This window comes from Microbispora sp. CL1-1 (genome assembly GCF_012034195.1).
Taxonomy (GTDB): domain Bacteria; phylum Actinomycetota; class Actinomycetes; order Streptosporangiales; family Streptosporangiaceae; genus Microbispora.
In genome coordinates this window covers 65,461-89,135 of sequence record NZ_JAATEK010000024.1, presented here as the reverse complement: position 1 = coordinate 89,135, position 23,675 = coordinate 65,461, and the positions used below count along the sequence as shown (strand labels likewise).

24 protein-coding genes are annotated in these 23,675 nt (G+C 71.2%); 17 read left to right on the top strand and 7 right to left on the bottom strand.

Going from position 1 to position 23,675, the window contains the following annotated elements; translation table 11 throughout:
* Nucleotides 1-39: 39 nt before the first annotated feature.
* From rimP to HCK04_RS25465, 14 genes are all read left to right on the top strand, one after another.
* Complete coding sequence (rimP, locus tag HCK04_RS25530; RefSeq protein WP_142649938.1) at nucleotides 40-567, top strand: ribosome maturation factor RimP; 528 nt, start codon at nucleotides 40-42, stop codon at nucleotides 565-567.
* 22 nt (nucleotides 568-589) lie between these two features.
* The gene (gene nusA, locus HCK04_RS25525) at nucleotides 590-1,579 is read left to right on the top strand and encodes a transcription termination factor NusA (protein WP_205830693.1); all 990 of its coding nucleotides are present in this window, start codon (nucleotides 590-592) and stop codon (nucleotides 1,577-1,579) included.
* On the top strand, nucleotides 1,563-1,865 hold the full coding sequence (locus tag HCK04_RS25520; protein WP_142649936.1) for a YlxR family protein: 303 nt from the start codon (nucleotides 1,563-1,565) through the stop codon (nucleotides 1,863-1,865). The genes nusA and HCK04_RS25520 overlap by 17 nt, the downstream gene beginning before the upstream one ends.
* A 187-nt stretch (nucleotides 1,866-2,052) precedes the next feature.
* Nucleotides 2,053-5,133 (top strand): translation initiation factor IF-2, encoded by a 3,081-nt coding sequence (gene infB, locus HCK04_RS25515; RefSeq protein ID WP_142649935.1) that lies wholly within the window; start codon nucleotides 2,053-2,055, stop codon nucleotides 5,131-5,133.
* Nucleotides 5,134-5,202: 69 nt separating this feature from the next.
* A complete protein-coding gene (locus HCK04_RS25510) occupies nucleotides 5,203-5,502 on the top strand; it encodes a DUF503 domain-containing protein (protein ID WP_142649934.1) in 300 nt (99 codons plus the stop codon).
* Nucleotides 5,503-5,550: 48 nt separating this feature from the next.
* On the top strand, nucleotides 5,551-6,039 hold the full coding sequence (gene rbfA, locus HCK04_RS25505) for a 30S ribosome-binding factor RbfA (protein WP_142649933.1): 489 nt from the start codon (nucleotides 5,551-5,553) through the stop codon (nucleotides 6,037-6,039).
* Complete coding sequence (locus HCK04_RS25500) at nucleotides 6,036-7,052, top strand: bifunctional oligoribonuclease/PAP phosphatase NrnA (protein WP_142649932.1); 1,017 nt, start codon at nucleotides 6,036-6,038, stop codon at nucleotides 7,050-7,052. Before rbfA ends, HCK04_RS25500 begins: the two co-directional genes overlap by 4 nt.
* Nucleotides 7,049-7,948: a tRNA pseudouridine(55) synthase TruB gene (gene truB, locus HCK04_RS25495; protein ID WP_142649931.1), complete on the top strand. Its 900-nt coding sequence runs from the start codon at nucleotides 7,049-7,051 to the stop codon at nucleotides 7,946-7,948. The genes HCK04_RS25500 and truB overlap by 4 nt, the downstream gene beginning before the upstream one ends.
* 125 nt (nucleotides 7,949-8,073) lie before the next feature.
* Complete coding sequence (locus HCK04_RS25490; RefSeq protein ID WP_142649930.1) at nucleotides 8,074-9,018, top strand: bifunctional riboflavin kinase/FAD synthetase; 945 nt, start codon at nucleotides 8,074-8,076, stop codon at nucleotides 9,016-9,018.
* A 166-nt stretch (nucleotides 9,019-9,184) separates the two neighbouring features.
* The gene (gene rpsO / locus HCK04_RS25485; protein ID WP_142649929.1) at nucleotides 9,185-9,454 is read left to right on the top strand and encodes a 30S ribosomal protein S15; all 270 of its coding nucleotides are present in this window, start codon (nucleotides 9,185-9,187) and stop codon (nucleotides 9,452-9,454) included.
* A gap of 301 nt (nucleotides 9,455-9,755) precedes the next feature.
* Nucleotides 9,756-12,077 carry a polyribonucleotide nucleotidyltransferase gene (locus tag HCK04_RS25480; protein WP_142649928.1) on the top strand — a complete coding sequence of 774 codons (2,322 nt, stop codon included), beginning with the start codon at nucleotides 9,756-9,758 and terminating at the stop codon, nucleotides 12,075-12,077.
* Nucleotides 12,074-13,384, top strand: coding sequence for a pitrilysin family protein (locus HCK04_RS25475; protein WP_142649927.1), 1,311 nt, complete (start codon nucleotides 12,074-12,076; stop codon nucleotides 13,382-13,384). The genes HCK04_RS25480 and HCK04_RS25475 overlap by 4 nt, the downstream gene beginning before the upstream one ends.
* A 332-nt stretch (nucleotides 13,385-13,716) precedes the next feature.
* Entirely contained in the window at nucleotides 13,717-14,457 is a 741-nt protein-coding gene (gene dapB / locus HCK04_RS25470) for a 4-hydroxy-tetrahydrodipicolinate reductase (protein ID WP_142649926.1), read from the top strand.
* Nucleotides 14,458-14,864: 407 nt separating this feature from the next.
* Nucleotides 14,865-15,566: a tropomyosin gene (locus tag HCK04_RS25465; protein ID WP_168066253.1), complete on the top strand. Its 702-nt coding sequence runs from the start codon at nucleotides 14,865-14,867 to the stop codon at nucleotides 15,564-15,566.
* Nucleotides 15,567-15,674: 108 nt separating this feature from the next.
* Here HCK04_RS25465 and HCK04_RS42745 read toward each other — a convergent pair whose 3' ends face one another.
* From HCK04_RS42745 to HCK04_RS25440, 5 genes are all read right to left on the bottom strand, one after another.
* A complete protein-coding gene (locus HCK04_RS42745) occupies nucleotides 15,675-16,364 on the bottom strand; it encodes a barstar family protein (RefSeq protein WP_142649924.1) in 690 nt (229 codons plus the stop codon).
* Nucleotides 16,361-16,603, bottom strand: coding sequence for a hypothetical protein (locus HCK04_RS25455; RefSeq protein WP_142649923.1), 243 nt, complete (start codon nucleotides 16,601-16,603; stop codon nucleotides 16,361-16,363). Before HCK04_RS25455 ends, HCK04_RS42745 begins: the two co-directional genes overlap by 4 nt.
* Before the next feature lie 11 nt (nucleotides 16,604-16,614).
* Nucleotides 16,615-17,487 (bottom strand): 1,4-dihydroxy-2-naphthoate polyprenyltransferase, encoded by an 873-nt coding sequence (locus HCK04_RS25450; protein ID WP_142649922.1) that lies wholly within the window; start codon nucleotides 17,485-17,487, stop codon nucleotides 16,615-16,617.
* 142 nt (nucleotides 17,488-17,629) lie between these two features.
* Nucleotides 17,630-18,232: a GNAT family N-acetyltransferase gene (locus tag HCK04_RS25445; RefSeq protein WP_142649921.1), complete on the bottom strand. Its 603-nt coding sequence runs from the start codon at nucleotides 18,230-18,232 to the stop codon at nucleotides 17,630-17,632.
* A 38-nt stretch (nucleotides 18,233-18,270) separates the two neighbouring features.
* Nucleotides 18,271-18,816 carry a CGNR zinc finger domain-containing protein gene (locus HCK04_RS25440; protein WP_142649920.1) on the bottom strand — a complete coding sequence of 182 codons (546 nt, stop codon included), beginning with the start codon at nucleotides 18,814-18,816 and terminating at the stop codon, nucleotides 18,271-18,273.
* A 102-nt stretch (nucleotides 18,817-18,918) separates the two neighbouring features.
* Here HCK04_RS25440 and HCK04_RS43760 point away from each other — a divergent pair, with 102 nt between their 5' ends.
* Nucleotides 18,919-19,041 carry a hypothetical protein gene (locus HCK04_RS43760; RefSeq protein WP_260617400.1) on the top strand — a complete coding sequence of 41 codons (123 nt, stop codon included), beginning with the start codon at nucleotides 18,919-18,921 and terminating at the stop codon, nucleotides 19,039-19,041.
* A 23-nt stretch (nucleotides 19,042-19,064) separates the two neighbouring features.
* Here HCK04_RS43760 and HCK04_RS25435 read toward each other — a convergent pair whose 3' ends face one another.
* Complete coding sequence (locus HCK04_RS25435) at nucleotides 19,065-19,865, bottom strand: hypothetical protein (RefSeq protein ID WP_142649919.1); 801 nt, start codon at nucleotides 19,863-19,865, stop codon at nucleotides 19,065-19,067.
* A gap of 63 nt (nucleotides 19,866-19,928) precedes the next feature.
* A complete protein-coding gene (locus HCK04_RS25430) occupies nucleotides 19,929-21,344 on the bottom strand; it encodes a PLP-dependent aminotransferase family protein (protein WP_142649918.1) in 1,416 nt (471 codons plus the stop codon).
* Between HCK04_RS25430 and HCK04_RS25425 the strand changes: the two genes are divergently transcribed.
* Together HCK04_RS25425 and HCK04_RS25420 are read left to right on the top strand one after the other, a co-directional pair.
* Nucleotides 21,343-22,269 carry a DMT family transporter gene (locus HCK04_RS25425; RefSeq protein ID WP_142649917.1) on the top strand — a complete coding sequence of 309 codons (927 nt, stop codon included), beginning with the start codon at nucleotides 21,343-21,345 and terminating at the stop codon, nucleotides 22,267-22,269. The two genes, HCK04_RS25430 and HCK04_RS25425, sit on opposite strands and share 2 nt — an antisense overlap.
* A 119-nt stretch (nucleotides 22,270-22,388) precedes the next feature.
* Nucleotides 22,389-23,411 (top strand): hypothetical protein, encoded by a 1,023-nt coding sequence (locus HCK04_RS25420; protein ID WP_142649916.1) that lies wholly within the window; start codon nucleotides 22,389-22,391, stop codon nucleotides 23,409-23,411.
* Nucleotides 23,412-23,675 lie beyond the last annotated feature (264 nt).

Genomic DNA, 23,675 nt, shown 5'->3' with positions numbered 1-23,675 from the left:
GGCAACGATCACAGCCACACGGTCATTTGGGAGGTCGGCATGGGCAGCGACGCTCGACGCGGCCGCCTGGTTGAGCTGCTCGGCCCGGTCGTCGCCGCCGAGGGGTTCGACCTGGAGGACGTCACGGTCACACCGGCGGGCCGCCGGCGGCTGGTGCGCGTCGTGGTGGACCGGGACGGCGGTGTGAGCCTCGACGACGTGGCCGACGTGAGCCAGTCCGTTTCCAAGCGGCTCGACGAGGTGGACGTCCTCGGCGGCAGCCCGTACGTCCTCGAGGTCACCTCTCCCGGAGTCGACAGGCCGCTCACCGAGCCGCGCCACTGGCGACGGGCGCGCGGGCGGCTGGTGAAGGCCGAGCTGCGTGACGGCACCTCCGTGGAGGGCCGGGTGACCGAGGCCGGCGAGACCGATGTGGAGCTGGACGGCGCGCGCCGCATCGCGTACGGCGAGCTGGTGCGCGGCCGCGTGCAGGTCGAGTTCAACCGGCGCGACGCCGGGCTCGACGACGAACTTGACGAAGACCTCGATGTCGACGAAGACATCGACGACGCCGACGACGAGGGCTAGGGGGAGCCTTGTGGACATTGACATGAGCGTCCTGCGCAGCCTGGAGCGGGAGAAGGACATTTCCTTCGACCTGGTCGTCAAGGCGATCGAGGACGCGTTGCTGATCGCGTACTTCCGCACGGAGGGCGCGGCGCAGAAGGCGCGGGCCGAGCTGGACCGCGACACGGGCCATGTGATCATCTGGGCCGCCGAGATGGACGAGAACGGCGAGGTCGTGCGGGAGTACGACGACACCCCGTCCAACTTCAGCAGGATCGCGGCCACCACGGCCAAGCAGGTGATCCTCCAGCAGCTGCGCGACGCCGAGGACGAGGTGAACTTCGGCGAGTTCGCCAGCCGCGAGGGCGAGCTGGTCGCGGGCGTCATCCAGCAGGGCAAGGACCCGCGGGTGGTGCTGGTCGACCTCGGCAAGATCGAGGCGATCCTGCCGCACAACGAGCAGGTGCCGGGCGAGGAGTACGCGCACGGCGAGCGCATCCGCTGCTACGTGGTGCAGGTGAAGAAGGGGCCCAAGGGGCCGTCGGTCACCCTGTCGCGCACGCACCCCAACCTCGTGAAGAAGCTCTTCGCGCTGGAGGTGCCGGAGATCGCCGACGGGACCGTGGAGATCGCGGCCATCGCCCGCGAGGCCGGCCACCGCACGAAGATCGCGGTGCGGTCGCGCAAGCCCGGCGTCAACGCCAAGGGCGCCTGCATCGGCCCGATGGGCTCGCGCGTGCGCAACGTCATGACGGAGCTGCACGGCGAGAAGATCGACATCATCGACTGGTCGGAGGACCCGGCCGAGTTCGTCGGGAATGCCCTGTCGCCCGCGCGTGTTTCCCGTGTCGAGGTGGTCGACGCCGAGAGCCGCACCGCGCGTGTGATCGTGCCCGACTACCAGTTGTCCCTGGCGATCGGCAAGGAGGGCCAGAACGCCCGCCTCGCCAACCGTCTTACGGGCTGGCGGATCGACATCCGTCCGGACACCGAGCAGGCACCTGCTGATCCCGCTGATGCGTCGGCAAGGTAAGCTGGAATATGGTTACCAGGCAGCCCCGCTGAGAACGTGTGTGGGCTGCCGGGTTCGCACGGTAAAGTCCGAGTTGCTCCGCCTGGTCGTGGTCGAGGGCGTGATCGTCCCCGACACGCGAGGACGGCTCCCGGGACGTGGTGCCTCGTTGCATCCGTCCCCGCGCTGTCTGGAGTTCGCCGAGCGTCGCCGGGCGTTCCCACGCGCGTTTCGCGTGGAGGGACCGCTCGATACGTCGCTGCTGCGGGCTCATTTGGAGGGGTTGACGCCGGGACGGTCCGGGTGAATGGTTACCGCTGGCCCTCGGTATCGGCTCCGGGAGCCAGGGCACGACGAAATTGTCATGTAGGACGCCGAGTTGATGGGCGGAGTCAGATTGCTATGAGCGCCTGATGAGCACGCGGCGATGAGTACGTTCAGGTAGCGACGGTCCGGCGGCACTGCGAGCCTCCCGGGCCGAGTTAGGGAGTGCAGTGGCGAAGGTCCGGGTATACGAGCTCGCCAAGGAGTTCGGGGTCGAGAGCAAGGTCGTGATGGCCAAGCTCACCGAAATGGGCGAGTTCGTGAGGTCGGCGTCCTCGACGATAGAGGCGCCGGTCGTCCGCAAACTGACCGAGGCGTTCAAGGGTGACGCCTCCAAGGGCGGGGGGAAGCCCGCCCGTCCGGCGCAGCCGAAGCCTGCGCCGAGGCCGGCAGAGAGCCAGGCCAACGGGGGCGCCGCGCAGGCGCCCGTTTCACAGTCCACCGGCGCGGTGGCCAAGCCGGGTCCGAAGCCCGGCCCGCGGCCCGCTCCGCGTCCGGTTCCGATGCCTCACCCGCCGGTGTCCCAGCCGGGCGCACCCGGCCCCGAGGCCGCCCGCCCGCAGGCGCCCCGTCCCGAGGGGCCGCGTCCGGCGGCCGCAGGCCCGAGGCCGGGCGCCCCAGGCGCCGGCGCGCCAAAGCCGGGTCCCCGGCCGGCGCCGGCTCCGCGTCCGGGCGGCGCACCCGCCGGTCCCGGCGCGCCCACCGGTGGCGCTCCGCGTCCCGGTGCGCCCAAGCCGGGCCCGCGTGGCCCGCGTCCGGGCAACAACCCGTTCTCCTCGACCGCCAGCGGCATGGGCCAGCGCCCCGCGCGGCCCGGCGGCCGTGACGGCGGTCGTCCCGACCGTGGGGACCGTCCCGACCGTGGTGACGGAGCCCCTCGCGAGCCGCGTCGTGACGGCGCGCGCGACGGAGCCATGCCGCGTCCGCCGGGCGCGCGTTCCGGCGCTCCGGGCGCCGGTGGTCCGCGTCCCGGGCCTGCGGGTCCGCGTCCGGGACCGGGCATGGGCGGTCCGCGCCCCGGCCCCGGAGCCGGTGGCCCGCGTCCCGGTGGTCCGCGTCCGAACCCGATGATGATGCCGCAGGGCCGTCCGGCCGCGCCGGGCGGTCGTCCCGGTGGTCCCGGTGGCGGCGGTCGTCCCGGTGGTCCGGGCGGCGGTGGCCGTCCGGGTGGCGGCGGTGGTCGTCCCGGTGGCGGCTTCGGCGGTCCGCGTCCCGGCGCCGCGGGTGCCGGTCGTCCCGGTGGTCCGGGCGGCGGTCCCGGTGGTGGCGGCGGCGGTTTCGCCGGCCGTCCCGGCGGTGGCGGCGGCCGTGGTCGCGGTGGCGGCACGGCGGGCGCGTTCGGGCGTCCGGGTGGCCGTCCGACCCGTGGCCGCAAGTCCAAGCGCCAGAGGCGCCAGGAGTTCGACAACATGCAGGCCCCGGCGATCGGCGGCGTGCAGGTTCCGCGTGGCGGCGGCCAGACGATCCGCCTCCCACGCGGCGCGTCCCTGTCGGACTTCGCCGATCGCATCGGCGCCAACCCCGCCTCGCTCGTGCAGATCATGCTGCACCTCGGCGAGATGGTGACGGCGACCCAGTCGGTCAACGAGGAGACGCTTCAGCTTCTCGGCGCCGAGCTGGACTACGACGTCCAGGTCGTCAGCCCGGAGGAGGAGGACCGCGAGCTCCTCGAGTCCTTCAAGATCGAGTTCGGTGAGGACGAGGGCGACGAGGCCGACCTCGCGCCGCGCCCGCCGGTCGTGACCGTCATGGGTCACGTCGACCACGGTAAGACGAAGCTGCTCGACGCGATCCGCCACACCAACGTGGTGGCCCGCGAGGCCGGCGGCATCACCCAGCACATCGGCGCCTACCAGGTGGCGACGACGCACGAGGGCGAGCCGCGGAAGATCACCTTCATCGACACCCCGGGTCACGAGGCGTTCACCGCCATGCGTGCCCGTGGTGCGCAGGCCACCGACATCGCGGTGCTGGTGGTCGCGGCCGACGACGGTGTGAAGCCGCAGACCATCGAGGCGCTGAACCACGCCCAGGCGGCGAACGTCCCGGTCGTGGTGGCGGTCAACAAGATCGACAAGGAGGGCGCGGACCCGACCAAGGTGCGGGCCCAGCTCACCGAGTACGGCCTGGTGGCCGAGGAGTTCGGTGGCTCCACCCTCTTCGTCGACATCTCGGCCAAGCAGGGCATCGGCATCGAGAACCTGCTCGAGGCCATCCTGCTGACCGCGGACGCCGAGCTCGACCTGCGGGCCAACCCGGAGATGGACGCTCAGGGACTCGCGATCGAGGCGCACCTCGACAAGGGCCGCGGCCCGGTGGCGACCGTGCTCGTGCAGCGCGGCACGCTGCGGGTGGGCGACTCGATCGTCTGTGGCGAGGCCTTCGGCCGCGTCCGCGCGATGCTGGACGACAACGGCGAGACGGTCGAAGAGGCCGACCCGTCGCGTCCGGTCCTGGTCCTCGGTCTGACGGCCGTCCCGCGCGCCGGTGACAACTTCATCGTCGTCACCGACGACCGCATGGCCCGCCAGATCGCCCAGCAGCGGGCGGCCAGGCAGCGCATCGCCGACATGGCCAGGTCCGGCCGTCGCCGCACCCTCGAGGAGCTGTTCAAGGACCTCGAGAAGGGCCAGGTCGACGAGCTCAAGCTCATCATCAAGGGTGACGTCTCCGGTTCCGTCGAGGCACTGGAAGACGCGCTGCTCAAGATCGACGTCGGCGACGAGGTGCGCCTGCGGGTGCTCCACCGCGCGGTCGGCGCCATCACCGAGCACGACGTCAACCTGGCGATGGGCGACGACAACGCCGTCATCATCGGCTTCAACGTGCGTCCCGAGGTGCGGGCGCGCGACCTGGCCGAGCGCGAGGGCGTGGACATCCGCTACTACTCGGTCATCTACCAGGCGATCGAGGAGATCGAGGCGGCCCTCAAGGGCATGCTGAAGCCGGAGTTCGAGGAGGTCAGGACCGGCACCGCCGAGATCCGCGAGGTCTTCAAGGTCCCGCGGATCGGCAACGTCGCCGGTTCGATCGTCCGCTCGGGCGTCATCACCCGCAACAGCAAGGCCCGGCTCATCCGCGACGGCGTCGTGGTGGCCGACAACCTCACCGTCTCGTCGCTGCGTCGCTTCAAGGACGACGCGACCGAGGTCCGCGAGGGCTTCGAGTGCGGTATCGGTATCGGCTACAGCGACATCCGGGTCGAGGACGTCATCGAGACGTTCGAGATGCAGGAGAAGCCGCGCGTCTGACGCGCCGTTCCGCCGCCCCCGCCACGCGCGGGGGCGGCGGCCGGACGTTCGCCGACGTGGTGACGACCCATGTTCATCGGTGCTCTTACTCTTGACATCCTGCTCGGCGACGTCCGTTCGCTGAAGCAGAAGCGCTCGGTGGTCCGGCCGCTCATCGCCGAGATCCAGCGCAAGTATCCCGCCGCCGCCGTCGCCGAGGCGGGCCACCTCGACCTGCACCGGCGCGCCGAGATCGGCGTCGCCGTGGTGTCGGCGTCCGCGGCCAACTGCGACGAGGTGCTCGACGCCTGCGAACGCCTGGTCGCCTACCACCCCGAGATCGAGTTGCTGTCCGCGCGGCGGCGGCTCTTCAACGACCACGAGGAATAGACGGCCGGGGCCCGCGCGTCAGCCGTACAGATACGAGGGAGCGTGAGCATGGACGCAGCGCGTGCCAGGAAGCTGGCCGATCGCATCCAGCAGGTGGTCGCGGAGATGCTGGAGCGGCGGATCAAGGATCCGCGGCTGGGGTTCGTGACGGTGACCGACGCCAGGGTCACCGCGGATCTGAGCGACGCGACCGTCTACTACACGGTTTTCGGCTCCGAGGCGGAGCGTGCCGACACGGCCGCCGCCCTGGAGAGCGCGAAGGGCATCATCCGCTCCGAGGTCGGCCGGCAGACCGGCCTGCGGCACACCCCCGGCCTGACGTTCGTGCACGACCCGCTTCCGGACAGCGCCCGCCACATGAACGACCTGTTCGAGCTGGCCAAGAAGAAGGACGCGGAGATCGCACGCCAGGCGGAGGGCGCGAAGTTCGCCGGGGACGCCGAGCCCTACCGCTTCGAGGACGACCTCGACACCGAGGCGGCCGAGGAGGAGGGCGAGGACGAGCCCACCGGCCGCGCGGGGCACCCCGCCCGGTGACCACGAACGAAAGCGCCGCCGGCGAGGCGGACTGGCGGCGTGCGACCGAACTGATCAGCGCCGCCGGCACGGTGGCGCTCGCCTGTCACGTGTCCCCGGACGGGGACGCCCTCGGCTCGATGCTGGGCCTCGGGCTGGCGCTCGCGGCCACCGGCAGGAAGGTCGTCGCGTCCTTCGGCGACCGGGTGTTCGCCGTGCCCCGGCTGCTGCGGTTCCTGCCCGGCCAGCACCTGCTGGTCGAGCCCTCGGCCTACCCCGCCGAGCCCGACCTGATGATCACCTTCGACGCCTCCACGATGGAGCGGCTGGGCCTGCTCGCGCCCCATGCGGGCAAGGCCCGCGAACTCCTCGTGATCGACCACCACGTGTCGAACACCCGCTTCGGGACGGTCCACCTCGTGGACCCCGGGGCGGCCTCGACCACGATGGTCGTCGAGGAGCTCCTCAACCGGCTCGGTCTCCCGGTCGACCGTGAGGTCGCCACCTGCCTGTACGCGGGGCTGGTGACCGACACCGGCTCCTTCCGGCACTCCATCACCACCCCGGCCGCGCACGCCATGGCCGGCCGGCTGCTGGCCACGGGGCTGCGCCCGGAGGAGATCGCCAGGGAACTGTGGGACCGCTCGCCCTTCGCGTACCTGCGGGTGCTCGGCACGGCGCTCGGGCGGGCCGCCCTGGAGCCGGACGCCGCGGGCGGCCTGGGCCTGGTGTGGACCTACGTGAGCCGTGCCGACCGCGCCGCCGAGGGCTTGCCGTACGACGAGGTGGAAGGCGTGATCGACGTCGTGCGCCGGGTCGACGAGGCGGAGGTCGCGGTCGTGCTCAAGGAGGACGACGAGGGCGGCTGGAACGTCTCGACCCGGTCGAAGGGCGCGGTGGACGTGGCCCGGGCCTGCGCCGCGCTCGGTGGCGGCGGCCACGCGCGTGCCGCAGGGTTCTCCTCGGCGCTGTCCGTGGCGGACACGATGGCCGCACTGCGTCCCCTCCTCGCTCCGGAAGGGAGCCGGTCATGAGCACGCCCAAGGCGAGAAGGACGCCGCCGCCGAGCGGCCTGATCATCGTGGACAAGCCGGCCGACTGGACGTCGCACGACGTGGTCGGCAAGATGCGCGGCATCGCGGGCACCCGCAAGGTCGGTCACGCGGGCACGCTCGACCCGATGGCCACCGGCGTGCTGGTGATCGGGGTGGAGAAGGCGACCCGCCTGCTCGGGCACCTCGCGCTGACCGAGAAGGTCTACGAGGCCACGATCCGCCTCGGCGTGACGACGAACACCGACGACGCCGAGGGCGAGGTGGTCGCCACCACCGCCGCCGGGCACGTGACCGACGACCAGGTGCACAAGGGCGTCGCCGCGCTCACCGGCGAGATCATGCAGGTGCCGCCGCAGGTCAGCGCCATCAAGGTCGACGGGCAGCGGGCCTACAAGCGGGCCCGCGCCGGCGAGGAGGTGGAGCTGGCCGCCCGGCCGGTCACGATCCACGCGTTCGAGGTGGGGGAGATCCGGCGGACCCCGCAGACGGTGGACCTGGACGCCGTGATCACCTGCTCCAGCGGCACCTACATCCGGGCGCTGGCCCGCGACCTCGGCGCGTCGCTCGGCGTCGGCGGCCATCTCACCCGGCTGCGCCGCACCCGGGTCGGGCCGTACGGAATCGAGGCGGCGCGCACGATCGAGGATCTCTCCCGGGAGTGCGTGATCATGCCCATGGCCGACGCGGTGGCGGCGGCCTTCCCCCGCAGGGACGTGGGCGAGGACGAGGCGCGGCTGGTCGCCCACGGCGGGCGGCTGCGCGCGGCGGGCCTGGGGCCTGGCCCGATCGGCGTCTTCGGGCCGGACGGCACGCTGCTCGCGCTCGCCGAGGAGCGGGGCGGGACGGCCCGGCCTCTGGTGGTCTTCGTCTCCTGAGGCCGGGGGCTGGTGCCTCGGCACCCCCCGGGGCATGGCAGTCTTGTCTACTGCGCGGTTCCCAGACGAGGCGATACGGCCGCCTCGCCGACGGCACGGCAATCGGACACAGAAGCGAGGTCGAGGTGCAGAGCTGGCACGGGCTGGACGAGGTCCCGCAGGACTGGGGCAGGTCCGTCGTCACGATCGGCGTGTTCGACGGCGTGCATCTCGGTCACCAGCGGATGGTGGCCCGAGCGGTCGAGATGGCCCGCGAGCTGGGGCTGCCCGCCGTGGCGATCACCTTCGACCCGCACCCCGACGAGGTGGTGCGTCCCGGCAGCCACCCGCCGCGGCTCACCACCACCGAGCGCAGGGTCGAGCTGCTCCACGCGCTGGGCGTCGACGCCGTGTGCGTGCTGCCGTTCACGCTGGAGTTCTCCCGGATGTCGCCGGACGAGTTCGTCCAGACGGCCCTGGTCGACCGGCTGCACGCCGCCGGGGTCGTGGTGGGGGAGAACTTCCGCTTCGGCCACAAGGCGTCGGGCGACCTGGAGACCCTGCGGACGCTGGGCGAGAAGTACGACTTCACGGCCGAGGGCGTGCCCCTGGTCAGCGACGGCGACGCCATCTCCTCCACGGTGATCCGGGAGCGGCTGGCCGAGGGTGACGTCGAGGGCGCGGCCGCCCTGCTGGGCCGTCCCCACCGGGTGGAGGGCGTGGTGGTCCGCGGCCACCAGCGGGGCCGGGCGCTCGGCTTCCCCACCGCGAACGTCGAGTCGCCGCCCAACACGGCCATCCCCGCCGAGGGCGTCTACGCGGGGTGGCTGCAGTGCACCCAGAGCCCCTCGCCGTACGAGGGGGAGCGCTGGCCTGCCGCGATCTCGATCGGGACCAACCCCACGTTCGACGGGGTGGAGCGCACGGTCGAGGCGTACGCGCTGGACCGCGACGACCTGGACCTGTACGGCGCGCACGTGGCCGTGGACTTCGGCGCCCGGCTGCGCGACACGCTCCGCTTCGACTCGATCGAGGCGCTGATCGAGCAGATGCACGACGACGTGGCCAGGGCGCGGGCGTTCACGTCCTGAAGGGCAGGCGTGACGCGGCGTGTCCTACGGGCTGGTAAGGTTGTATGTCAGCCATGCTCAGGTGGTGTAAGCCACCCGGCTGTCCTGTCACGGCGACTGTAGGCACGCACGGTCGTTCGCGGGATGGGAACCGTTGCGCGTGCCATTTCACCAGAATGGAGAAGCAGTGTCGCTTGACGCCGCTACCACCAAGTCCATCATCAGCGAGTACGGCACCAGCGAGGGTGACACCGGGTCGCCGGAGGTCCAGATCGCGCTTCTGAGCAAGCGGATCAGCGACCTCACGGAGCACCTCAAGACCCACAAGCACGACCACCACAGCCGCCGTGGTCTGCTCCTGCTGGTGGGCCGCCGGCGCCGGCTGCTGAAGTACCTGCAGGCCAAGGACATCACCCGCTACCGCTCGCTCATTGAGCGGCTGGGCCTTCGCCGATAAGGTGAGGAAGGAGCGGCGATTCTTCGCCGCTCCTTTTCCATAACCAGCCACAATGGCTGAGCACGACAACTCCATAGCCGAGACAACTGAATAGCCGAGACACAGTGCCCCGCGTCCGCAAGCAAGCCGCAGCGCGATCCCGCGGCGTGAGAGGGCCGGTCCTCGGTAGTGGCCCCCGGTCGGCGCGGCGACAGCCGCGCGGACGGACCGGGCGCTTCGATCGAAGACCGGCACTGCACCTGAACGGGGAGCCCGGCGAAAAAGAGGACGCGGGGAGACCGACCCGAAGAGGAGGTCCCCCGTGGAGGGTGTCCACAGCACAGAGGCCGTTATCGACAACGGTCCCTTCGGCACGCGCACGATCAGGTTCGAGACCGGGCGGCTGGCCCGGCAGGCGGCGGGTAGCGCCGTCGCGTACCTGGACGACGAGACGATGATCCTGTCCGCGACCACCGCGTCCAAGCATCCCAAGGAGAGCCTGGACTTCTTCCCGCTGACGGTGGACGTCGAGGAGCGGATGTACGCGGCCGGCCGCATTCCCGGCTCGTTCTTCCGCCGTGAGGGCAGGCCGTCCGAGGACGCGATCCTGACCTGCCGTTTGATCGACCGGCCGCTGCGCCCGTCGTTCGTCAAGGGCCTGCGCAACGAGATCCAGATCGTCGCGACGGTCATGGCCCTGCACCCCGAGCACCTGTACGACGTGATCGCGATCAACGCCGCGAGCATGTCCACGCAGCTCGCCGGGCTGCCGTTCTCCGGCCCGATCGGCGGCGTGCGCGTCGCGCTGATCGACGGCCAGTGGGTGGCGTTCCCGACCCACACCGAGCTCGAGCGCGCCACGTTCGACATGGTCGTCGCCGGGCGCGTCCTGGCCGACGGCGACGTCGCGATCATGATGGTCGAGGCCGAGTCGACCCGCGACACGCTCAAGCTGGTCGCCGAGGGCGCGGTCGCCCCGACCGAGGAGGCCGTGGCCCAGGGCCTGGAGGCCGCCAAGCCGTTCATCAAGGTGCTCTGCGAGGCCCAGTCGAAGCTGGCCGAGGTCGCCGCCAAGCCGACCGCCGAGTATCCGATCTTCCTCGACTACCAGGACGACGCCCTGGAGGCCGTGACCGCCGCCGTCAAGAGCGAGCTCGCCGCGGCGCTGACGATCGCGGGCAAGCAGGAGCGCGAGCTGGAGATCGAGCGCGTCAAGATGCTCGCGGCCGAGAAGCTGCTGCCCGACTTCGAGGGCCGCGAGAAGGAGATCGGCGCCGCGTTCCGGTCGCTCACCAAGAAGCTGATGCGCGAGCGCGTCATCAACGAGGGTGTCCGCATCGACGGCCGCGGCCCGAAGGACATCCGGCAGCTCAACGCCGAGGTCCACGTGGTGCCGCGGGTGCACGGCTCGGCCCTGTTCGAGCGGGGCGAGACGCAGATCCTCGGCGTCACCACGCTCAACATGCTGCGCATGGAGCAGATGATCGACACGCTTAATCCCGAGCGGACCAAGCGCTACATGCACAACTACAACTTCCCGCCGTACTCCACGGGTGAGACGGGCCGCGTCGGCTCGCCGAAGCGCCGCGAGATCGGCCACGGCGCGCTGGCCGAGCGGGCGCTGATCCCCGTGCTGCCGTCGCGCGAGGAGTTCCCGTACGCCATCCGGCAGGTGTCGGAGGCCATCGGGTCGAACGGCTCGACCTCGATGGGGTCGGTCTGCGCCTCCACGATGGCCCTGCTCGACGCGGGCGTGCCGCTCAAGGAGATGGTCGCCGGCATCGCGATGGGCCTCATCGGCGAGGGTGACACCTACGTCACGCTGACCGACATCCTCGGCGCCGAGGACGCCATGGGCGACATGGACTTCAAGGTCGCCGGCACCAAGGATCTGATCACCGCGCTCCAGCTCGACACCAAGCTGGACGGCATTCCGGCCCACGTGCTCGCCGCCGCGCTGAAGCAGGCGAGGGGCGCCCGCCTGGCGATCCTCGACGTGATGCAGGAGGCCATCGACTCCCCGGCGGAGATGAACCCGACCGCGCCGCGCATCATCACGATCAAGGTGCCGGTCGACAAGATCGGCGAGGTCATCGGCCCCAAGGGCAAGATGATCAACCAGATCCAGGACGACACGGGCGCCGAGATCACCATCGAGGACGACGGCACGATCTACATCGGCGCCACCGACGGCCCGTCCGCCGAGGCGGCCCGTACGCTGATCAACGGCATCGCGAACCCGCACATGCCGGAGGTCGGCGAGCGTTACCTGGGCACGGTCGTCAAGATCGCCGCCTTCGGCGCGTTCGTCTCGCTGCTGCCGGGCAAGGACGGTCTGCTGCACGTCTCGCAGATCCGCAAGCTGCACGGCGGACGCCGGATCGAGAACGTCGAGGACGTCATGAACGTCGGCGAGAAGATCCAGGTGGAGATCGCCGAGATCGACTCGCGCGGCAAGCTCTCGCTGGTCCCGGTCGAGGTGGTCGAGAAGGAGGCCGCCGAGAAGGCCGCCGGTGCCGACAACGGCGAGGCCGCGCCCGCTCAGGCCGAGGCCGGCGCCGCGCCGGCGGAGGAGGAGCAGCCGCGGACTCCGCGCCGCAGCCGCAGCCGTACTCGTGGCGGCCGGGACGAGCGCAACTCGTGACGACCGAGACACTGTTTCCGGGCAAGGACGGCGCGGGGGTCATCCGCCGCACCGTCCTCCCCGGCGGCCTTCGGGTCGTGACCGAGACGATGCCGACCGTGCGCAGCGTGGCGGTCGGCCTGTGGGTGGGCATCGGTTCACGCGACGAGGCCCCCGAGCACATGGGAGCCACCCACTTCCTGGAGCACCTGCTCTTCAAGGGCACGCCCACGCGCGACGCCATGGAGATCTCGGCGTCCATCGAGGGCATCGGCGGTGAGATCAACGCGTTCACCGCCAAGGAGTACACCTGCTACTACGCCCGGGTGCTCGACGAGGACCTGCCGCTGGCGATCGACGTGCTCGCCGACGTGGTGACCTCCTCGCTGATCACCGAGGAGGACGTGGAGTCGGAGCGCGGCGTGATCCTGGAGGAGATCGCCATGCACGACGACGATCCCTCCGACGTGGTGCACGAGCAGTTCTCCGCCGAGCTGTACGGCGACACGCCGATCGGCCGCCCGATCCTCGGCAACGAGGAGTCGATCAACGCGCTCACCCGTGACCGCATCCGCGAGTACTACCAGCGGTTCTACGTCCCGCCCCGCACGGTCGTGTCGGTGGCGGGCAACGTGGACCACGAGCGGGTGGTCGCGCTGGTCGCGGCGGCGTACGAGCGGGCGGGCGCGCTGGGCGGCTCCGCCGAGCCCGCGCCGCCGCGCATCGGCGGCCCCGGCGTGGACGTCAGGACCGGCGTCCGGGTGGTCGACCGGCCGACCGAGCAGGCCAACCTGGTCCTCGGTATGACCGCGTTCCACCGCAACGACGACCGGCGCTTCGCGCTCGGCGTCCTGAACGCGGCGCTCGGCGGCGGCATGTCGTCGCGCCTGTTCCAGGAGATCCGGGAGAAGCGCGGCCTGGCCTACAGCGCCTACAGCTACACCTCGCAGTACGCCGACACCGGCCAGTTCGGCATCTACGTGGGCTGTCTGCCCTCGAAGGTGGACGACGTGCTGAAGATCTGCCGCGACGAGGTGGCCAGGGTCGTGGCCGAGGGGATCACCCCCGAGGAGATCGCCCGCGGCAAGGGCCAGATGCGCGGCGGGCTCGTGCTCGGCCTTGAGGACACCGGCTCGCGCATGTCCAGGATCGGCAAGAGCGAGCTCGTGTACGAGCGGCTCATGACGGTCGACGAGGTGCTCGGGCGGATCGAGGCGGTCACCCCCGAGGAGATCGCCGCGGTCGCCGAGGACGTCCTCAACCGGCCGCTGACCCTCGCGGTGATCGGGCCCTACTCCGACAAGGACTTCGGCTCCGCCATCGCCTGATCGTGCCGCTGAGGCCGCGCCGACGCCCTTCCGCGCCGACGCGGCCTCTTGCGTTTTCTGGGACGTGCGGCCCGCTCGCCTGCCGCCGCCCCGGCCATGCGTCCGCCCGTTACGGCTCGCGCCCGGGGGCGGTGCTTCTCGCCGTCGTGGGCTCGGGCGCGCCGGTCTGTTACGGCTCGCGCCGGGGGCGGTGCTTCTCGCCGTCGTGGGCTCGGGCGCGCCGGTCTGTTACGGCTCGCGCCGGGGGCGGTGCTTCTCGCCGTCGTGGGCTCGGGCGCGTCGGCCCGCTCCTCGCCGCCTCGCCCGCCGCCGTCACGTATAGCCTTGGGCGCGTGATTAAGGTCGGTGTTCTCGGCGCCCGCGGGCGCGTGGGTGTGGAAGTGTGCAAGGCCGTCGCGGCGGCCGATGACCTGGAACTCGTGGCGGAGGTCGACAAGGACGATCCGCTCGACGCGCTGACCGGCGCCGAGGTGGTGGTGGACTTCACCCACCCCGACGTCGTCATGGACAACCTGAAGTGGTGCATCTCCCACGGCATCCACACGGTCGTGGGCACGACCGGTTTCGACGCGGAGCGGCTGGAGACCGTGCGGGGGTGGCTGGCCGCCAACCCCGGCACGAACGCGCTCATCGCCCCCAACTTCGGCATCGCGGCCGTGCTGATGATGCACTTCGCCGCGCAGGCGGCCAGGTACTTCGAGTCGGTCGAGATCGTCGAGCTGCACCATCCGAACAAGGCCGACGCCCCCTCCGGCACCGCCCGCCGTACGGCGGAGCTGGTGGCGCAGGCGCGGCGCGAGGCGGGGCTCGGTCTCTCTCCCGACGCGACCACCACCGCGCTCGACGGCGCCAGGGGCGCGGATGTGGACGGCGTCCATGTGCACGCCGTACGGCTCGCCGGGCTGATCGCCCACCAGGAGGTCATCCTGGGCGGCGAGGGGGAGACCCTCACGATCCGGCACGACACGATGAACCGGGCGTCGTTCACGCCGGGCGTCCTGCTGGGCGTCCGCCGTGTGCAGGGGCTCGACGGCCTCACCGTCGGCCTGGAGCGCCTCCTCGACCTGCAGTAGTCTCCGCGGCCGCCCGGCCTGTCCTCGTCGGGGACAGGCCGGGCGGCCGGGAGTGGTCCATCCCGGTTGAGACGCCATCCGCAGGGTCGGCATGGACACATACGAGCGACAGCCCCGCGTTCCGGGGCAAGCAATTCCCGCATCGCGGGCATGAGCGGGCGCCTTCGGCGTTTCGCCGCCATCTTCCCAGTTCGCGCGGCAGGAGGCCGCTCAGGGAGTGCGACTCGTCTACCCGGGGCGGCAAAGGTCATCCACGCGGTTCAGGTCCTTCTCCAGAACGGTTTTCGGTGGTCCGAAGCGGTTCGAAACCGCTCCCGTCCTAGGGCATGGTTGTCCCCCGGACCGCCGCTCGGCGGACCGTTCCAAACGACGACCCCCCGGAGAAAGGCATGACTACCATGGCCGGCATGGAGCTCGAAGAGCGCGTCACGGCACTCGAGACGGACGTGCAGTCCTTCAAGATCCTCATCAACGCCGTCGACAACAAGGTCGAGCGTGCGCGCCTGGACATTCAGCAGGCACAGGGCGCGAACATCCGCCTGTTCCAGGCGACGCGCGACGACGTGATGGAGTTCCGCTCGCGCATGGACTCGCGCTTCGCCGAGATGAGGGCGAGGTTCGACCTCGCCGACGAGCGCTTCACGGCGATGGAGGACCGCTCTCTCGGTATCCAGGCCGAGCTTAAATTCGTCAACCGCCGTCTCGACGGCCTGGACGCGCGGATGGATCACGTCGAGACCCGTCTCGGCGGCATCGATCAGCGGCTGGACGGCATGGACGCGCGAATCGAGCGTGTCGAGACTCGCCTTGACGGCATCGATCAGCGGCTGGACGGCATGGACGTCCGCTTCGACGCCGTGGACGAGCGGCTTGACAAGATGGACGCGCGAATCGATCGCGTGGAGATCCGCCTCGACCAGATGGACGAGCGGCTTGAGCACGTGGAGACCCGGCTCGACAAGATGGATGCGCGGATCGAACGCGTGGAGACCCGCCTTGACGGCATCGATCGGCGGCTGGACGGCATAGACGCCCGGTTCGACAAGATGGACGCGCGGTTTGACGAGGTGATCGCGCTCATCAAGGACCGGCTCGTGCCCCAGGGCTGACCGCCTCAAGGGCGACGCGCTCCTCCATGGGATCCTCCGGATGCGGCCCGGCTGCCGGTGACGGCGTTCCGCGTCCGGAGGTCCTCCAGCCCGGCCGGAGCGGCGGTGTCAGCGCAACTCGACGGTGATGTCCACCTCGGCGAACATGCCGAGCAGCTCGTCCAGGGTGACGGGCGGGCCCCAGGAGCGCAGGGCGTACGCGGGCCGGTCGTAGCCGGGAACGAGATGGCGGCGGGCCACCTCCGCGTGATGCCAGACGAGCCGGAAGGGGCGACTGGCGCCCCATCCGCCTCGGAGACAGTCCACCAACGCGTCGAGGTTCCATCCGAAGTAGCCGCCGGGGCCGTTGACGGCCTCACCGACGGCGCAGTAGAAGCCCTCGATGTCGGTGACGAACCGCCCGTCGAGGTGACAGGTCCTGCCCGGCGGCCGGTCCGGTTGATCATGAGTATGGTGGCACAGCGCCGCGCCGACCCACTCGTGCCGCAGGCGGCGGTCGTACCCGGCCCAGAGGTTGCGCCGGGAGGGCCGTCCCGCATGCCAGAGGTCCCAGATCGCGCGGGCGCCGTCGGGGAACGGCTCGTCGAAACCGCCGTCGAGGGTGATGTCGAGGAGCCCGGGGTCCAGCCGGGAGGGGTTCGCCTCGATGACGACGGAGGACACCGCTCTGTGCGTCGGGACGGCGCGGCCGGTGACGTCGACGGCGCAGACGGTCGCCGCGAGGTGCCGCTTCCTGGCGGACCGCCGCCGCAGCAGCGTGAGCAGCGGTTCCTCCGGGCGGCAGCCGACGAGGGTCACCGGCCGCTCCTCCGGATAGGGCCGGTCGTGGAAGACCCCGGTGGTGCGGCGGCACGTGCCCGGTCCCCGGCCTGGCCGTGGAGCAGGAAGCCCTGCGCCTCCGGAGGCTGCGCGGGCGCGGCGAACAGCCCATTGATGTCGGTGCAGACCCCCATCGCGCTACCCGGGGTGTCCGTGAACTCGTCGAGCAGCAGCCACCGCAGCGGCAGGGGCCGGTCCCAGGTCCACGCGCGGTCCATCGGGGATCCGGTCAGAACAGGGCGAGGCCGAGGGTGAACAAGGCGCCGAAGACGAGTTGCAGGCGGCCGGTCTGCTGGAGCGTCGCGATGAGCGCGGGACCGGTCGCGCCGGAGCGGACCGTCTTGATCGGGGCGGCCACGAGGGGGAGCGCCAGCACGGTCAGCGCGGCGAAGGGCCGTACGGGCACCAGAGCGAGCGCGAACACGAAGGGCAGCACCAGGGTCGCCGAGTAGGCCAGGCGCGTACGGCTGTCGCCGAGCACGACGGCCAGCGTGCGCTTGCCCGAGGGGCCGTCGGTCACGATGTCACGCAGGTTGTTGACCATGAGGAGCGCGCAGGCGAGCAGCCCCACGGGCACGGCGGCGGCCAGCGAGAGCCAGGTCAGCCGCTCCACCTGGACGTACGTCGTCCCGGCGACGGCCACGATGCCGAAGAACACGAAGACCGAGATCTCCCCGAGCGCGCGGTAGCCGTACGGGCGGGAGCCTCCGGTGTAGAACCAGGCCGCGAGGATGGAGGCGAGGCCGACGAGCAGCAGCCACCATGCCTGGGTGACCACCACGAGGACGAGACCGGCGACCGCGGCGGCGAGGAAGCAGCCGAGGGCGGCGGCGAGCACCTGCTTGGGGGCCGCGACACCCGAACCGACCAGGCGCAGGGGCCCCACACGGTCCTTGTCGGTGCCCTTGATGCCGTCGCTGTAGTCGTTGGCGTAGTTGACCCCGATCTGCAGCGCCAGCGCGACGAACAGCGCGAGCAGGGCGCGCCACCAGATCGCGCCGTCTTCCGCGATGGCGGCTCCGGTGCCGACGGCGACCGGGACGACGGCGGCGGGCAGCGTACGGGGGCGTGCGCCCGCTAACCATTGAGCTGGGGTGGCCACGTGACTCCCTTTTCCTACCTGTGCGTAGCCGGTGAAGGCGTACCTAGTTTGGCCAATCCCCCATCTTCTCGTGACAGCGGGGTTGGCGGAGGCGACGCCCCCGGGGGCGCAAGCCGTACGGACGGGCAGGAAAGGAGGCGAGTCAGCTGATGTCGGTGGTGAGGCGGATCATCCGGATCGGGCGGCCCATGTCGAGAACGCGCTCGGCCTCGTCCTCGCCCCAGCCGGCCGACTCCAGGAATCCGATCATCGGGTGGTTGTCGGCGAAGACCCAGGTGACGACGGTGCTGTAGCCGTCCTCGCGCAGGTGGTCGACGGTCGCGTTGAGCAGCCTGCTGGCGTGTCCGCGCCGGATGTGGTTGGGATCGACGAGCAACGTCATCAACTCGGCCGTGGTGGCCGGGTGAAGATCGGGGTCCTCGGCGGGTCCGTGCGACGCCAGCCCCACGACCCGGTCGGAGGCGCGCTGCGCGGCGGTCGCCAGGATGCCGCCGGGACCGAGCGCGGTGAACGCGTCGGTGTCGGGCACCACCCGCTCGACTGCGACGAGCAGACGGTGACGGGGCGTGGGCGGCGAGAGGATCGCCTCCTCCCACTGGCGGCGCCACATCTTCTCCGCCGCCGGCCCCGTCATCTGTTCCAACGGGATCGGTGGCAGGAAGTCGCGATAAACCGCCTTCCACGCCCGGATCTGGGTGCTGGTCACCGCGTCGACGTCTTCGAGGCGGGCAGCTCTAACACCCATTCGACGGGCTCCTTTCTTAGCCTGTAACACCGTACTGGTCAGGAGGGCCTCGGCGTACCTTCCGCCTGGCGTCGTGCCCGATATGCCCGAGTTTTTGTGCGGTTTCCGCAGACGCGCATGGAGCACCAGGAGCGAGACCGGTTTTTCGACGAGTCGATGAACGCCCATTGACAGGTGCTCTCGGCGCAGACCTTCAGCCGCGGCCAGGTGCCGTCGGCGTGGGCGGCCGGAATCAGCGCCGCCAGCCGTGCGAGCCCGCCCGCCACTCCGGACCCCATGGGTTCGAGCGCCGGCATCCCCGCCGAGAGCGTCACGCGCACCGGCAACTGCGCCAGCGCCGCGTCCAGTCCCTCCGGAACCTCGTACGGACCTCCGTCGTGGTTGCCGCGCAGCGCGGCGCGCAGTCCTTCGCGCAGCTGGGTCGCCATCGCGAGGTCCTCGTCGGCGGCGCGGTCGTCGTCGCCGATGAGCCCCCGTTCGCGCAGCCAGACGGACAGCTCGGCCGGCGAGGCCAGCTCATCGGCGTCTCCCTCGACGTCGTAGGTGTTCACGAAGTCGCGGAGCAGCTCCGCCGGGCCCGTCATGATCGATCACCCCTCGTGACCACTTTACGACAGTCGGAGGTCATGAAATAACAACACCACCGCGAGTGTTTCACTGGTGTCGACTATTCCGAGGAGAGCCTCATGCGCTTCAGCTACCTGGCCTATCTGGCGCTGCGGAACAAGGAGCGTCGCGAGCGCCTGTCGGGCGAATACCGGCAGGACGAGCACCGGCGGGACGGGCGTCGGCGGCAGGAGCGCCGATGACGCCCGGGTCGTAGGGAAGCCGTCTAGAGGCCGAGCCGTCGCACCGCGGTCCGCCAGTTCTTGGCGATGGCCTGCTGCGCCTTGGCGAGTGGCACCTTGCCGCGGCACACCGCCCTCCACAGGGTGAGCTCGACCGCGTCCTTGGCGGCCGGGGTCTTGCCCGTGCCCGCCAGGACCGGCTGGGGCCACAGGTTCTTCGCGCTCTTGGGCGAGCCGCCCAGGGAGAGCGGGATCAGGTGGTCCTCCTTGTAGTGCGACGGCTTCCTGTCCGCGTAGCCGTACTGGGCGATCTGCGTGACCCGCAGGGCGTTGAGGTAGCTCGCCGGAGGCGCGACCTTCCTGCTGTAACCGGGCACGCAGATCGTCGACTTGATCGTCTTCTGCGTGACGGCGGGGTTGCGCGCGCCCGGCTGGCACTTCGGGTCCGGCAGCGGCAGGTACTTACGGGAGCACTTCGCCCCCGACGGCTTCGCGACCGGCTTCGGCTTGACGGTCGGCTTGGGCTTGACGGTCGGCTTGGGCTTCGCGGTCGGCTTGGGCGTCGTGCCGCCGGAGGAGCCGGCCGGCTTCCACCGCCAGTAGGAGCCGTCCTGCACGCACCGGTAGGAGTCGCCGTCCTGCGAGGTTCCGCTCTTGCCATGGGCCGCCGCCGGGCAGAACGCGCCGGGCGTGACGCACTCCCAGTGGTCCCCGACCTGGCGGTAGCAGCCCGCCGACGCGGAGGAGGTCCCCGCGGGGGCGGCCACGGCGGCGGACGGGACGACGAGCAGGCCGGCTGACGCGAGCACGGCGCATAACGCGATCAACAGAGAACGGACGCGCACGCTGTCTCCTCTGTGAGGGGTTGAAGGGTGACAGAGAAGAGACGGCTCAGCCGGGGCAAAGGTTCACTGGTGGGACTGATGTGACAGCTGTGACAAGACCGGGGCGAGGCGGCGGATTCCCTCCTCCAGCTCGGCCAGGCCGATCGCGGCCGTGTGGGTGAGCCGCAGCCGTGGTCCCGGGGGCTCGGAGGGGTAGTAGATGCGCCCCGGGCTCACCACCACGCCCTGTGCCTGCGCCGCCTCGACCACTTCCGCCTCGTCGGCGCCGGGCGGCAGCCGCACCCAGACGTGCAGGCCGCCGGCGGGAGTCAGCTGCACCTCGGCCGCGGGCGCGTGGCGGGCGAGCCCCGCCAGCAGCGTGGCCTGCCGTACGCCGATCTCCTGCCGGACCGTGCCCAGGTGACGCCGCCAGGCGGTGGAGCCCACGAACTCGGCGGCCGTCTCCTGCAGGGGCCGGGCGACGAAGAACGACTCCACCACCTGGCAGGCGCGCAGCCGGTGTGCGGCCGGGCCCCGCGCGGTCAGGCCGGCCACCCGCAGGCTCGGTGACGTGATCTTGCTCAGCGACAGGATGTGCACCACCGTGCCGTGGGTGTCCATGGTCACCATGGGCGGCGGAACGGGTCCCGTGGCCAGATAACGCGCGTAGTCGTCCTCGATCACGAACGCCCCCGCCGCCCGCGCCACGGCGAGCACCTGCTCCCTGCGCTCGCGGGTCAGCGTCGCGCCCGTGGGGTTGTGCAGTGTCGGCTGGCAGTAGAACACCCGCGCACCCGTCATCGCGAACGCCTCCGCCAGCAGGTCGGGCCGCACGCCGTCCCGGTCGAGCGGCACCGCGCTCGGCCGCAGCCCGGCCGCTCTCGCCGCCGCCAGCGCTCCCGGGTAGGTGGGGGTCTCGACGAGGATCGGCGAGCCGGGGGCCGCCAGCGCGCGGAACGCGAGGGTGAGCGCCGACTGGCCGCCGCTCACCACGAGCACGTCGCTGTGCGTCACCGCGCCGCCGACCTCGGCGGCGAACCACCGGCGCAGCTCCGGCAGGCCGTTCAGCGGGGGCATGCTCCACGCCTCCGGCCGGCGTACGGCTCGCGCGGCCGCCGCGGCCAGCGCCTTGACCGGGCGCAGATCGGGGTTGAGGTAGCCGCCGGTGAGCGGCACGACGCCGTCGGGAAGCGGGGCCAGCAGGCTCGCCGTCGCCGAGTCGTCCACCACCCGGTCGCCGAGGGCCACGGTCTGCCACGACAGGTCGGGCGTCCGCGCGACCGGCCGCCGGGCCGGGGCGACGAACACGCCCGCGCCGGGCCGGGTGACGACCCTCCCCTCCGCCGCGAGCTGCGCGATCGCCCGCGAGACCGTCACCGGGCCCACGCCGTGGCGGCGCATGATCTCCCGGCTGGACGGCAGCCGCTCGCCCGGCCGAGCCCTTTCCGTCTCCTCCCGGAGGATCGCGGCGAGCCGAGCGATACTGCTATCGTCATTCATGAAAGCTGACAATAGCGCTACTGTAGTTCTCCCGATAGCGGCAGCCCCGCACCGTTCGGCATGGCGGGGCAGCCTGCTGGCCGGCCTGGGCGTGCTGTCGTTCTCCGGCTCGCTTCCCGCGACCGCGTTCGCGCTGCGGGGGTTCGATCCGTACCTCGTCGCGATCGGGCGCGCGGCCGTCGCCGCGGTCGCCGCGGCGGTCTGCCTCAAGGCCGCCGGGGCGCCGCTCCTGCCGCCCCGCGCCCACCTGCGGGCGTACGCGCTGATCGTGCTGGGGGTGGTCGTCGGCTTCCCGCTGTTCAGCACCCTGGCCCTGGCCGGTGGTGCGAGCACGGCGCACTCGGCCGTGGTCATCGGGTTGCTCCCGGCCGCCACGGCCGCGTTCGCGGTGCTGCGGGCGGGGGAGCGGCCGAGGCCGCTGTTCTGGGCCGCCTGTGCGGCGGGCGCATTGTCGATCACCGTGTTCACGCTGACCCGCGGCACCGGCCGCCTCGCCGGGGCCGACGTGTTGCTCGTGCTCGCCCTGCTGTCGGCGGCCGTCGGCTACACCGAGGGCGGCCGCCTGGCCAGGGAGACGCCCGGCTGGCGCGTCATCTCGTACGCCCTGGTGCTGGCGGCCCCGCTCACCGTGCCCGCGACGGTCGTGCTGGCCCTGACCACATCGGCGGCGCCCTCGGCCGAGTCGCTGGCCGGGTTCACGTACGTCGCGCTGGTGTCGATGTTCCTCGGGTTCATTCCGTGGTACGCCGGGCTCGCGATGGGCGGGATCGCCCGCGCCGGGCAGACCCAGCTCGCGCAGCCGCTGCTCAACCTGGTGTGGGCGTGGCTGCTGCTGCACGAGGAGATCGGCGCCGCGACGATCGCGGCGGCCCTGGCCGTGCTCGCCTGCGTGGCGGTCACGCAGGGCAGCCGGAGGGCCGCATGACACAGGCCGGCCGCAGGCGGCCCGGAGTGGGCACTTGATTGGTGTGACGGAGCGGCGCAGGATGGGGCTGACAGTGTTACAACGTGATGCGGGTCACACGCGCGCGGGATGGTGAGGCGATGTCGGACGTCGTGGTTCCTGAGGGTGGTTTCTGGCCGGCGCCCGAGATCCCGCAGCCCAACATCTACCCGATGGAGTGGCGGGTGGAGACCGAGAAGCTCGCGGCCATCTACGAGAAGTCCAAGCGTATGGTCTGGAACCCCGCCGACCTGCCGTGGGACGCGCTCGACCCGCGGGACTTCACGGCCGAGCAACGGCTGGGGATCATGTACTGGTTCTCCGTGCTGGCCAACTTCGACGCCTCGGGCCCGGCCGTCTTCGCCCGCGCCACGATCCAGGCGTTCGAGAAGCACGAGGAGGATCCCGTCCGCAAGTGTTTCTTCTCGATCACGCGCGACGAGATGAACCACGAGGAGTGCTGCCAGCGGTCCATCGCCCGGCTGTGGCCCGGCGGCCCGCTCGACTGGCAGCCCTCCACCGACCTGGAGCGGGCGGCGCACAACAACATCGGCTGGCTTTATCACAACGGCGGGCGCTACTGGAACGGCTACAACACGGCCGTGGGCAAGTATTCGCTCGCCGTGCTGTTCACGAGCTTCATGATGGGGGAGATGGCGGCCTCGACGCTGTTCCGGGGCATGGCCTCCGGCACCGAGCACCCCCTGTTCTCGGAGATGTTCCACAAGATCGGCCGGGACGAGTCGCGGCACCTCCAGATCTGCATGACGATCCTGGAGAACGAGTGGCCCGGGCTCACCGACGACGTACGCGGCCTGATCACCCGTCAGTTGCGTGCCGGGTTCGTGTTCCTGTCGATGATCCTGTGGGAGCCGCCGGAGGGCTTCTGGGAGCTCCCGCCGTACTTCCTGCACAACCACCGCGTGCTGATGGACCACGCGCGGGAGGGCGGCCTCGGCGTGCTGTCGTACGACGAGCAGGCCGACAACTGGCGCGTGGCGATGGCCCGTGTGCGCGCGATCGTCGAGCGGTGGGGGATCGAGTTCCCCGCGATCCCCGAGCTCGACATCGACGGCGTGAACGTCGACGTGATCGACCCTGAGGACATCATCCCGGTGTTCTGACTCCTGGACGAGTGATTCCGATCGGTGATGAAGGCGCCCAGGAGCTCGTTCGGCAGGGCGTCTCCATTGCGACGTGACGGCGACGGTCCGGCCTGGACGCCGGAGACGACGAGCAGCGTGATGGAGTCGCCGGCCAGGCCCGCGCTCCCGGAAGAGGTGCACGTCCAGCAGGGATGCGTTCCGGCGGTGCGGCTCTCAGGCCACGAAGGCGATGGCGGCGACGACGCGCGGATCGCCCACCGTCTGGGCGGGCAGGGGTCGCTC

Bases quoted from the DNA above. Each gene is read 5' to 3' on its own strand.
- rimP (WP_142649938.1), top strand. From the start codon at position 40: ATGGGCAGCGACGCTCGACGCGGCCGCCTGGTTGAGCTGCTCGGCCCG.
- nusA (WP_205830693.1), top strand. From the start codon at position 590: ATGAGCGTCCTGCGCAGCCTGGAGCGGGAGAAGGACATTTCCTTCGAC.
- HCK04_RS25520 (WP_142649936.1), top strand. From the start codon at position 1,563: ATGCGTCGGCAAGGTAAGCTGGAATATGGTTACCAGGCAGCCCCGCTG.
- HCK04_RS25510 (WP_142649934.1), top strand. From the start codon at position 5,203: ATGTTCATCGGTGCTCTTACTCTTGACATCCTGCTCGGCGACGTCCGT.
- rbfA (WP_142649933.1), top strand. From the start codon at position 5,551: ATGGACGCAGCGCGTGCCAGGAAGCTGGCCGATCGCATCCAGCAGGTG.
- truB (WP_142649931.1), top strand. From the start codon at position 7,049: ATGAGCACGCCCAAGGCGAGAAGGACGCCGCCGCCGAGCGGCCTGATC.
- HCK04_RS25465 (WP_168066253.1), top strand. From the start codon at position 14,865: ATGGAGCTCGAAGAGCGCGTCACGGCACTCGAGACGGACGTGCAGTCC.
- HCK04_RS25455 (WP_142649923.1), bottom strand. From the start codon at position 16,603: ATGGACCGCGCGTGGACCTGGGACCGGCCCCTGCCGCTGCGGTGGCTG.
- HCK04_RS25445 (WP_142649921.1), bottom strand. From the start codon at position 18,232: ATGGGTGTTAGAGCTGCCCGCCTCGAAGACGTCGACGCGGTGACCAGC.
- HCK04_RS25440 (WP_142649920.1), bottom strand. From the start codon at position 18,816: ATGACGGGCCCGGCGGAGCTGCTCCGCGACTTCGTGAACACCTACGAC.
- HCK04_RS43760 (WP_260617400.1), top strand. From the start codon at position 18,919: ATGCGCTTCAGCTACCTGGCCTATCTGGCGCTGCGGAACAAGGAGCGT.
- HCK04_RS25425 (WP_142649917.1), top strand. From the start codon at position 21,343: ATGAAAGCTGACAATAGCGCTACTGTAGTTCTCCCGATAGCGGCAGCC.
- HCK04_RS25430 (WP_142649918.1), bottom strand. From the start codon at position 21,344: ATGAATGACGATAGCAGTATCGCTCGGCTCGCCGCGATCCTCCGGGAG.
- HCK04_RS25420 (WP_142649916.1), top strand. From the start codon at position 22,389: ATGTCGGACGTCGTGGTTCCTGAGGGTGGTTTCTGGCCGGCGCCCGAG.